Source organism: Actinospongiicola halichondriae (genome assembly GCF_049103745.1).
In the GTDB taxonomy this organism is placed as follows: Bacteria; Actinomycetota; Acidimicrobiia; order Acidimicrobiales; family Salinilacustritrichaceae; genus Salinilacustrithrix; species Salinilacustrithrix halichondriae.
This window is the reverse complement of sequence record NZ_CP171622.1, coordinates 1,830,801-1,840,000: the sequence shown is the minus strand read 5'-3', so window position 1 is coordinate 1,840,000 and position 9,200 is coordinate 1,830,801. Positions and strand designations below refer to the sequence as shown.

Here is a 9,200-nt window from a genome sequence, read left to right as displayed (position 1 = left end):
GATTTGCGTTGTGTAGGATAGGTGGGAGACTTGGAAGCATTGGCGCCAGCCAGTGTGGAGTCATCGTTGAAATACCACCCTTCGTATGTCTGAGCTCTAACCCACGTCCCTCAACGGGATGGGGAACAGTGTCAGGTGGGTAGTTTGACTGGGGCGGTCGCCTCCTAAAGTGTAACGGAGGCGCTCAAAGGTTCCCTCAGACTGGTTGGCAATCAGTCGTCGAGTGCAATGGCACAAGGGAGCTTGACTGTGAGACTGACAAGTCGAACAGGGACGAAAGTCGGACATAGTGACCCGGCGGTGGCGTGTGGAAGCGCCGTCGATCAACGGATAAAAGGTACCCCGGGGATAACAGGCTCATCTTCCCCAAGAGTCCATATCGACGGGAAGGTTTGGCACCTCGATGTCGGCTCATCGCATCCTGGGGCTGAAGCAGGTCCCAAGGGTTGGGCTGTTCGCCCATTAAAGCGGTACGCGAGCTGGGTTTAGAACGTCGTGAGACAGTTCGGTCCCTATCCTCTGCAGCCGGAAGAAGCTTGAGGAAATCTGTCCCTAGTACGAGAGGACCGGGATGGACGCAGCTCTCGTGTGCCAGTTGTCCTGCCAAGGGCACGGCTGGTTAGCGACCTGCGGACGGGATAAGCGCTGAAGGCATCTAAGCGCGAAACCCATTCCAAGATGAGGCTTCTCACAGGGTTAACCTGGTAAGGCCCGTGGTAGACCACCACGTTGATAGGCCGGAAGTGTAAGCACAGCAATGTGTTCAGCTGACCGGTACTAATCGGCCGAGGGCTTGGATTTATTCATGTTCGTGCTCGCTATGGAAATCTCAAGGGTTCGACGCCATCGGTGTCGGGTTCTTTGACAATTGAAGATCTGAGACTTCTCTCAAGGTGAGAAGCAAAGTCTCGGTGGTGATAGCAGCGGAGATACACCCGTTCCCTTCCCGAACACGGAAGTTAAGCCCGCTCGCGCCGATGGTACTTGGGGGGAGACCCCCTGGGAGAGTAGGTCGCCGCCGGTTTCTCACGAAGAGCCCCTGCATTTGCAGGGGCTCTTCGTCGTTCTGGGGCGAGTTCAGGGCCAAGGTCCTCGAGCCGCCTTCGTCGGTTACGGGGCGGCGCCGGTAGCCTCGTCCAGATGCCTGGTCGCCCCGGAAACACCAATCGCCGGCGCGACGACCGCCGGCGCGACGACAAGGGCCGTGACAGCCGCAGCTGGGAGCCCAGCGAGAAGCAGCGTCCGCGCCCCGAAGGTCCACGCGAGCCCATCAAGGGCCGTCGCCGGACGTTCGACGTCGACTCCGAGCCCAACGAGCGCGAACGCGCCCGGCGGCCCAGCGGCGACGACGCGTCGACCAGTGACTCCCGGACCGGCGAGCAGTGGGTCGACGAGGGCCCGGTGCGCAAGGCGGCCGGCGAAGCCGTGCGACGTGGATCGTCGAGTGGGCGTCCCTCCGGTGGACGAGGCTCGAGCGACGACAAGCGCGGGAAGCGTGCACCGTCGAAGGGCGGTGGCTCGGGCCGCAACGCCAAGCGAAAGCGCGGGCGGACGACGAACCGGGTCCAGGGAGCCCTGGAGATCGATCGCGATCGTCTGGTGCGCATGCTCGGCCAGACCAAGGCGAATCGGGTGGTCGGCCAACTCGCCGACGCCACCGAGGCGTTCGCAGAGGAACGGCTCGACGACGCCCGCAAGATCCTGAAGCCACTGGCCGAACTCGTGCCGGACGAACCGGCGATCCGTGAGCTCAACGGTCTGACGCTGTATCGACTCGGGCGGTGGCGTCTGGCCATCACCGAACTCACCGAGTTCGCTCGTCGCACCGACTCGACCGATCAACACCCCGTCCTGGCCGACTGCCATCGGGCGCTCGGCCAGCATCCGACCGTCGAGCGTCTCTGGGAGGAGCTCGGTGAGGCGTCTCCCGACGCTGCCACCATCGCCGAGGGTCGGATCGTCTACGCCGGCTCGCTGGCCGACCAGGGCAAGGTCGCCGAGGCGATCAAGGTCCTCGAGTCCGGATCGCTCGGCTCCAAGACCCTCAAGGACCACCACCTCCGTATGCGCTACGCCTTGGGCGACCTGTACGACCGGGCCGGCGAGTCGCAGGCCGCACGTCGTCAGTTCGAGGCCGTGGTCGCCAACGATCCCGAGTTCTTCGACGTCCGCGACCGGCTCCGTCAGCTCTGATGGGTGGGGGACGGGCTCCTGTCGGAGTTCCTGTCACTCCGTCGGCGTAGCGTCGGAATCGACTTCCCCCTTCTGCGACGCGGCGGTACGCCGCGCCGACCGAGAGGAAGTCGCATGCCCATCCACCCCGCACCTGCCGAGGAAGTCACCGGAATCCGAGCGGCGGATGCCGTCGGGACGGACGTCGCCGTCACCGTGGTCACCGGAACGCTCAGCAGCGATCCTGTGACGACCGACCTGGCCTCGGGCTCGGTGCTGGTCCGCTACGAGGTGACCAGCAGACACGCCGACGGCACCGACACGGCGCCGGTGGTGTGGTACGACCCGCCGCGCCCGCCGGCGCTCCAGGCCGGCGACCGCGTCGTCGTCACCGGTCGCGTGCGTCGCCGCTTCTATCGAGCGGGTGGAGCGACGCGCTCGTCGACCGAGATCGTGGCCGCGTCGGTGTCGCGGGAGGGAGCGACGAGGCGGGCGCAGGCTGCACTCTCGCTGGCGCTGGAACAGGTCGCTGGATCCTGAGGTCCGTACGTGGACTCCTGCTGGTCCCGTCCGACAAGATGGCCCCTCCTGACGAATCGATTCCACTGGAGCCCCGACAGATGCACAGCGAGCAGTTCGACAAGGTCAAGAGTGGGCAAGGCTTCATCGCCGCCCTCGACCAGAGCGGCGGCAGCACGCCGAAGGCGCTCGGCCTGTACGGCGTCGGCGAGGACGGCTATTCGAACGAGAGCGAGATGTTCGATCGCATCCACGAGATGCGCTCCCGGATCATGACCAGCAGCGCGTTCACCGGCGAGCGGGTGCTCGGCGCGATCCTGTTCGAGATGACCATGGACCGCGAGGTCGAGGGCAAGCCGAGTGCGACCTACCTCTGGGAGGTCAAGAACGTCGTGCCGTTCCTCAAGGTCGACAAGGGTCTGGCCGACGAGGCCGACGGCGCGCAGGTGATGAAGCCCATGCCCGACCTCGACGCGCTGCTCGACCGTGCGGTCGAGAAGGGGATCTTCGGCACCAAGATGCGCTCGGTGGTCAAGGTCGCCGACAAGGCCGGCATCGACGCCGTCCTCGACCAGCAGTTCGCCGTCGGCGCGCAGATCGTGGCCAAGGGCCTGGTGCCGATCCTCGAGCCCGAGGTCGACATCCACAGCCCGTCGAAGGCGGAAGCCGAGCAGATCCTCCACGACGGCATCATCGAGCGTCTGGGCGCTCTCGGCCCGGACGACAAGGTGATGTTGAAGCTCACTCTCCCCGAGCAGGACAACCTGTACGCCGACGTCGCCGCCCATCCGAACGTCGTCGGTGTGGTCGCGCTCAGCGGTGGCTACGAGCGTGACGAGGCCAACGACCGGTTGGCGCGGAACAACGGTGTGATCGCCAGCTTCTCGCGGGCGTTGACCCAGGGACTGAGCGCCCAGCAGAGCGATGCCGAGTTCGACGCCGTGCTCGACGAGTCGATCGAGTCGATCTACCGGGCGTCGATCACCTGATCGGTCCGGCGCCGTCGGCGCCGTCGCCTCGATAGATACGCCGGATCACGTCTTCGAGGTCCGGCGGCTCGAGCGTCAGATCGCGGACGTCCGCCGCCCGGAGTACACGGGCGACCATCTCCGGAGCGGCGACGTCGGCGGTCGAGAACGACAGCCAGCGTCGCCGTCCGTCGGCGCGATCGACGCGCGCGCCCTCGACCTGCAACACGACGTCGTCCACCAGGTCGACGACCAGGCGCCGGTCGTCGCCGAAGCGTTCACGGAGTGCGTCGACGCTGCCATCGGAGATGATCCGGCCGTGGTCGATGATGAGGAGCCGTTCGCAGAGTCGGACGATGTCGTCGGTGTCGTGCGTGGTGAGGAGGATCGTCGTCCCCCGGTCCCGGTTGACGGCCTCGAGGAAGTCGCGCACGGCCGCCTTGGCCTCGACGTCGAGGCCGATCGTCGGTTCGTCGAGGAACAGGACCTCGGGGCGGGGGAGCACCGCCGCTGCCAGCTCGGCCCGCATCCGTTGGCCGAGCGAGAGACTGCGGACCGGCCGGTCGAGGAACGACCCGAGGCCCAGTGTCTCGACGAGCATCGACAGCTCGCGCCGGTGGTCGTCCGGGCCCGTGCGGTAGAGCCGGTGGATCAGGTCGTAGGAGTCGGCGAGGGGGAGGTCCCACCACAACTGCGTCCGCTGACCGAAGACCACGCCGGTGCGTTCGTTCAGTCGGCGTCGGTCCTTCCAGGGGACGAGGCCGGCAACCGTCGCCGTCCCGGCGCTGGGTACGAGGACGCCGGTGAGCATCTTGACCGTGGTCGACTTCCCGGCACCGTTGGGCCCGGCGTAGCCGACGAACGCTCCGGCCTCGATCTCGAAGCTCACCTCGTGGACGGCGTCGAGCGCCTGTGCTCGGGTGCCGAAGGTCTTGGACAGCCCGTCGACGTGGATCATGCGCCGACCCCGGTGTAGCGCCGCAGCCCGACCCGCCACGACAATGCCGCCGCGCCGCAGAACGCTGCGACCAGGAGTGGGACGAGGGGCAGCATCCACCGGCCGGCGCCCGACGGACCATCGCGGCCCAGGATCCACAGCGTCGGCACGTACACGCTGACGCCGACGGGAACGGCCCACACGAAGACCGCCCGCAGCGCTCCGGAGTAGATCTGCAGCGGCCAACCGGCCATCGTCGCCCCTCCATAGGTGAATGCGTTGAGCACCTCGGTCCCCTCGATCGTGAACATCGTGATCGACGCGCCGATGACGAGGAGCGCGGCCACGGTGACCGCCATCGCCACGGTGGCGAGGACCATGAGGGCCACCGCGGCGATCGACACCGCGGCGCCACTGGTGACCAGCGCGATGGTGGCGATCACCCATCCCGCGGCGAAACGTCCGAGGTACCGGATCTGGATGTCGGTCGCCACGACGAACAACAACGGCGAGATCGGACGGGTCAGCACCTGGTCGAATCGCCCGTCGCGGAGGAGTTGGGAGAACGTCGGCGGCTCCAACGGGTCGGCGGCGAGCATGCCGAGTCCGAGACCGGCATCGGCGAGACCGAACAGGAGGAGGACCTCCGAGGCGGTCCATCCGCCGATGCCGCCGAAGCGGTCGAGGAGGATCAACGCCCCGACCGCCTCGCAGACGACGAGCAGTGCGGCTCCGGCGGTCTGCAGCACCGCCATGCGTCCGGTCGCGGAGAACGACCGGGCGGTGGCCGCGACGAGGTGGCCGACCATGGACCGAGGTCGACGTGGTCGCTCAGCCACCGAACACCACCATCCGCTGCGTCGCTCGGGTCAACACCGATCGACAGGCGAGCAGGTAGAGCCCGATCCACACCACCTGGACGGCGATGGCTGCAAGGATCTCCCGGCCGCCGGCGACGGCGACGGGGGAGCGCAGCAGGGGTGCCAGCGGCCCGATCGTCGAGAGCATCCTGAGCGCGCCCGGGAAGAACTCGGCGGGGATCACGAAGCCGGAGAGCAGGTAGACGGGTCCGAAGACGAGCGAGTGGATGCCCCGGAAGTCCGCGGTCCAGAACGCGACCGATCCGAGAAGGAACCGGAGGCAGACGGCAGCGAATGCGGCGAGCACGAGACTCAGCGCGAGCGCGGCGATCCCGGGCGGTGTCGTCGGGAGGCGGAGGTCGAACGCCACCGCCGCGAAGGCGAGGGGGATCGGGGCGCGGAAGATCAGGAGCGATGCCGTGCGACCGGAGTCGTAGGCCAGATGGCGTCCCAGGACCGATCCGGGGCGGAGGAGCTCCGCCGTCCACTCGCCCGACCGGATGCTGGTCGGCAGTTCGCGGAGCCAGGGCGACCACGTGACCGCGAAGACCGCCTGGAGCAACCAGACGTAGGTGATCGCGTCGGCGAGATCGAGGCCGGCGACCTCGTCCCGAGTGCGGTAGACGGCGAGGAACACGGCCGTGCGTACGAGGCCGAAGAACGTGTTGGTGACCAGGCCCGAGACCATGGCGAAGCGATACGACGTCTGGTGTCGGAGGCCAGCTCGGAACAACGCCCATGTCGACCCCACGACCGAGCGAGGGTAGTGAGCCAGCACCCGAGCGGGCGCCGCTAGGTTGCTGATCGAAGACAACGACGTCTCACCGGGGGGAAACCGTGAGCGACACCGTCCAGGACCAACCCGCCGCACGACCGGCCGAATCGATCGATCGCGTGATCATTCGATTCGCCGGCGACTCCGGCGACGGCATGCAGCTGACGGGTGATCGCTTCACCAGCGCGTCGGCGCTCTTCGGCAACGACCTCGCGACGCTTCCGGACTTCCCGGCGGAGATCCGCGCGCCGGCGGGCACGATCGCCGGAGTGTCGGCATTCCAGGTCCACATCTCGGATCACGACATCACCACACCCGGCGACGCCCCGAACGTCCTGGTGGCGATGAACCCCGCGGCGCTGAACAGCGATCTCCACCGTCTCGAGAACGGCGGCTCGGTGATCATCAACACTGACGCCTTCACCGAGCGGAACATCACCAAGGCCGGCTACGACACCGATCCGCTCCACGACGGCACGCTCGACGGCTACAAGGTCTACGAGATCCCGATGACGGACCTCACCAAGAAGGCGGTCGAGCACCTGGGGGTCAAGCCGCGTGACGCCGAGCGATCGAAGAACTTCTTCGCCCTCGGGCTGGTCTCGTGGATGTACACGCGTCCGGCCGAACCCACGCTCGACTGGATCAAGCAGAAGTTCGCCAAGGATCCGCAGGTCGTCGACGCCAACACGGCGGCGTTCAAGGCCGGTCACGCATTCGGTGAGACCGCAGAGCTCTTCGACCACGCCTACGAGATCGAGCCGGCGGCGCATGAACCCGGCACCTACACCAACATCACGGGCAACGTGGCCCTGGCCTGGGGTCTGGTGGCGGCGTCGCAGCTCGCGGACATGCCGCTGTTCCTCGGCAGCTATCCGATCACGCCGGCGTCGGACATCCTCCACGAGCTCTCGAAGCACAAGAACTTCGGTGTCCGGACCATGCAGGCCGAGGACGAGATCGCCGGTGTCGGCGCCGCGCTCGGCGCCGCGTTCGGCGGTCACCTGGCGATCACGACCACTTCGGGCCCCGGTGTGGCGTTGAAGGGCGAGACGATCGGCCTCGCCGTCAGCCTCGAACTCCCGCTGGTGGTCGTCGACATCCAACGGGGCGGGCCCTCCACCGGTTTGCCGACCAAGACCGAGGCGTCCGACCTGATGATGGCCCTCTACGGCCGCCACGGCGAGTCGCCGATGCCGATCGTCGCAGCATCGACACCAGCAGGTTGCTTCGAGGACGCGATCGAGGCCTGTCGGATCGCGCTGAAGTACCGGACCCCCGTGTTCCTGTTGTCCGACGGCTATCTCGCCAACGGTGCCGAGCCCTGGAAACTCCCGGACGTCGACACGCTCCCCGACATCTCGACCGAGTTCGCCACCGAACCCAACGGGGAGAACCCCGGTGGCGAGGCGGTGCACCACCCCTACGTCCGTGACCCCGAGACTCTCGCACGGTCGTGGGCGCTGCCCGGTACACCCGGACTCGAACACCGGGTGGGCGGCCTCGAGAAGGCCGACGGAACCGGCAACGTGAGCTACAGCCCCGAGAACCACGAGCGGATGACGCATCTGCGTCAGGCGAAGATCGACGCGATCGCCCGCGACATCCCGCCGGCCGTCGTCGAGGGCGACGCCGATGCCGACCTCGTCGTCGTCGGTTGGGGCTCGACGTGGGGCGCGATCTCCGGCGGCATCGACCGGGTACGCGATCGCGGGCTCGCCGTGGCCCGGATCCACCTCCGGCATCTCAATCCGCTGCCGCCCAACTTGGGAGAGCTGCTCGCCGGGTTCGAGCGCTTCCTCGTCCCCGAGATGAACCTCGGGCAACTGTCGAAGGTGCTCCGAGCCGAGTTCCTCGTCGACGCCCGACCGGTGTCGAAGGTGAAGGGCCTCCCCTTCACCGCCAGTGAGATCGAATCGGCCATCCTCGACCACATGGGGGAGAACGCATGAGCACCATCGACGTGCCGGAGACGACCCGCAAGGACTGGATGTCCGACCAGGAGGTCCGGTGGTGTCCGGGCTGCGGTGACTACTCGATCCTCGCTGCCATCCAGCTCGCGCTTCCCGACATGGGACTGCGGCGTGAGGAGGTTGCTTTCGTGTCCGGGATCGGCTGCGCAGCTCGCTTCCCGTACTACATGAACACCTACGGGATGCACTCGATCCACGGTCGGGCACCGGCGATCGCGACCGGCCTGGCCATGGCCCGGCCCGACCTCCACGTGTTCGTGGTGTCCGGCGACGGCGACGCGTTGTCGATCGGCGGCAACCACCTCATCCATGCACTGCGCCGCAACATCAACATCACGATCCTGTTGTTCAACAACCAGATCTATGGCCTGACCAAGGGCCAGTACTCGCCGACGTCGGAGGTCGGCAAGGTCACCAAGTCGACGCCGTTCGGGTCGATCGACCGGCCCTTCAACCCGGTCTCGGTCGCGCTGGGGGCAGAAGCGACGTTCGTGGCTCGCACCCACGACATGGACCGCGCGCACATGATCGAGATGTTCAAGCGGGCCCACGCCCACAAGGGCGCGTCGATCATCGAGATCTACCAGAACTGCAACGTCTTCAACGACGGGGCCTTCGGGCAGATCACGGCGAAGGACGCACGCGACTCGATGCTCATCCCGCTCCGCCACGGCGAGCAGATCCGCTTCGGTGCCGAGCGCGAGCGTGGCGTCGTGCTCGACCGCGGTGGTCTCCGGCTGGCCGACGTCGCCGATGTCGGCGAGGACGCGTTGCTGGTGCATGACGAGACCCGCGACGATCCGTCGATCGCATTCATGCTGTCCCGGCTGGCGCAGGGGCCGTACGAACCGACGCCGGTCGGCATCTTCCGGGACGTCGAGCGTCCGGAGTACGGCGATGGCGTCAACCAGCAACTCGCCGCGGCGCAGGCCGACAAGGGACCCGGTGACCTGCATGCGTTGTTGCGGTCCGGAGCGACGTGGGACGTGGAGTAGC

General features: G+C 67.1%; 8 protein-coding genes and 2 rRNA genes (1 of these 10 only partly in view). 7 read left to right on the top strand and 3 right to left on the bottom strand.

The window, feature by feature from the left end; translation table 11 throughout:
- From AB8619_RS09070 to AB8619_RS09050, 5 genes are all read left to right on the top strand, one after another.
- A 23S ribosomal RNA gene (locus tag AB8619_RS09070) occupies positions 1 to 801 on the top strand (it extends 2,272 nt beyond the left edge of the window).
- Between the two features lie 106 nt (positions 802 to 907).
- Positions 908 to 1,024: ribosomal RNA gene (gene rrf, locus AB8619_RS09065) — 5S ribosomal RNA — on the top strand.
- Positions 1,025 to 1,140: 116 nt separating this feature from the next.
- Complete coding sequence (locus AB8619_RS09060; RefSeq protein ID WP_436796142.1) at positions 1,141 to 2,193, top strand: tetratricopeptide repeat protein; 1,053 nt, start codon at positions 1,141 to 1,143, stop codon at positions 2,191 to 2,193.
- A gap of 114 nt (positions 2,194 to 2,307) precedes the next feature.
- The gene (locus tag AB8619_RS09055) at positions 2,308 to 2,712 is read left to right on the top strand and encodes a hypothetical protein (protein WP_436796141.1); all 405 of its coding nucleotides are present in this window, start codon (positions 2,308 to 2,310) and stop codon (positions 2,710 to 2,712) included.
- A gap of 80 nt (positions 2,713 to 2,792) precedes the next feature.
- On the top strand, positions 2,793 to 3,680 hold the full coding sequence (locus tag AB8619_RS09050; protein WP_436796140.1) for a fructose bisphosphate aldolase: 888 nt from the start codon (positions 2,793 to 2,795) through the stop codon (positions 3,678 to 3,680).
- Here AB8619_RS09050 and AB8619_RS09045 read toward each other — a convergent pair.
- The 3 genes from AB8619_RS09045 to AB8619_RS09035 are packed head-to-tail and all read right to left on the bottom strand — an operon-like array spanning position 3,673 to position 6,207.
- Positions 3,673 to 4,617, bottom strand: coding sequence for an ABC transporter ATP-binding protein (locus AB8619_RS09045; RefSeq protein ID WP_436796139.1), 945 nt, complete (start codon positions 4,615 to 4,617; stop codon positions 3,673 to 3,675). The genes AB8619_RS09050 and AB8619_RS09045 overlap by 8 nt on opposite strands.
- The gene (locus tag AB8619_RS09040) at positions 4,614 to 5,435 is read right to left on the bottom strand and encodes an ABC transporter permease (RefSeq protein WP_436796138.1); all 822 of its coding nucleotides are present in this window, start codon (positions 5,433 to 5,435) and stop codon (positions 4,614 to 4,616) included. The genes AB8619_RS09045 and AB8619_RS09040 overlap by 4 nt, the downstream gene beginning before the upstream one ends.
- Positions 5,428 to 6,207: an ABC transporter permease gene (locus AB8619_RS09035; protein WP_436796137.1), complete on the bottom strand. Its 780-nt coding sequence runs from the start codon at positions 6,205 to 6,207 to the stop codon at positions 5,428 to 5,430. Before AB8619_RS09035 ends, AB8619_RS09040 begins: the two co-directional genes overlap by 8 nt.
- 86 nt (positions 6,208 to 6,293) lie before the next feature.
- Between AB8619_RS09035 and AB8619_RS09030 the strand changes: the two genes are divergently transcribed.
- Together AB8619_RS09030 and AB8619_RS09025 are read left to right on the top strand one after the other, a co-directional pair.
- Entirely contained in the window at positions 6,294 to 8,183 is a 1,890-nt protein-coding gene (locus tag AB8619_RS09030) for a 2-oxoacid:acceptor oxidoreductase subunit alpha (RefSeq protein ID WP_436796136.1), read from the top strand.
- The gene (locus tag AB8619_RS09025) at positions 8,180 to 9,199 is read left to right on the top strand and encodes a 2-oxoacid:ferredoxin oxidoreductase subunit beta (RefSeq protein WP_436796135.1); all 1,020 of its coding nucleotides are present in this window, start codon (positions 8,180 to 8,182) and stop codon (positions 9,197 to 9,199) included. The genes AB8619_RS09030 and AB8619_RS09025 overlap by 4 nt, the downstream gene beginning before the upstream one ends.
- Position 9,200 lies beyond the last annotated feature (1 nt).

Coding starts and splice junctions, on each gene's coding strand:
- AB8619_RS09060 (WP_436796142.1), top strand. CDS start 1,141: ATGCCTGGTCGCCCCGGAAACACCAATCGCCGGCGCGACGACCGCCGG.
- AB8619_RS09055 (WP_436796141.1), top strand. CDS start 2,308: ATGCCCATCCACCCCGCACCTGCCGAGGAAGTCACCGGAATCCGAGCG.
- AB8619_RS09050 (WP_436796140.1), top strand. CDS start 2,793: ATGCACAGCGAGCAGTTCGACAAGGTCAAGAGTGGGCAAGGCTTCATC.
- AB8619_RS09045 (WP_436796139.1), bottom strand. CDS start 4,617: ATGATCCACGTCGACGGGCTGTCCAAGACCTTCGGCACCCGAGCACAG.
- AB8619_RS09025 (WP_436796135.1), top strand. CDS start 8,180: ATGAGCACCATCGACGTGCCGGAGACGACCCGCAAGGACTGGATGTCC.